1 protein-coding gene is annotated in these 553 nt (G+C 76.9%); it reads left to right on the top strand.

The genetic code is table 11. From position 1 onward, the window contains the following. Positions 1-553 (top strand): phosphoribosyltransferase domain-containing protein (locus CCN51_RS52235; protein ID WP_211303362.1); only part of this gene is annotated, 553 nt, incomplete at both ends.

Consider the following 553-nt stretch of genomic DNA (forward strand, 5'->3'; position numbering starts at 1 on the left):
GTCCACGGCGCGGGCGTACGGCTCGGCCGCCGGGTCCGCGAGCTACTGGGCGACGAGGCCGCTGCGCGCGCGGTCGTGCTCGGCTACGCGGAGACCGCGACGGGCCTGGGCCACAGCGTCGCGGACGGCCTGGGCCTCGCCCCCTACCTCCACTCCACCCGCCGCCCGGTCGCCGGGGTCGCCCCGGTGGGCGGCTTCGAGGAGGAGCACAGCCACGCCACATCCCACCTCCTCCTCCCCGAGGACCCCGCCCTGCTGGCCACGGACGGCCCGCTGGTTCTCGTCGACGACGAGTTCTCGACCGGCCGGACGGTGCTCAACACCATCGCCGCCCTCCACCGGCGCTTCCCGCGCGAGCGGTACGTGGTGGTGGCCCTGGTCGACATGCGCTCCCCCAAGGACCGCGCCCACCTGGACGCCTTCGCGGCCGACCTCGGCGCGCGGGTGGACCTGATCGCCTCGGCGACAGGCACGGTCCGGCTCCCCACGGGGGTCCTGGAGCGTGGGCAGCGGCTGGTGGCGGAACACGAGGCGGCGGGGGCGGGGCCTGGGG

This window comes from Streptomyces milbemycinicus, from assembly GCF_002154605.1.
GTDB classification, from domain to species: domain Bacteria; phylum Actinomycetota; class Actinomycetes; order Streptomycetales; family Streptomycetaceae; genus Streptomyces; species Streptomyces milbemycinicus.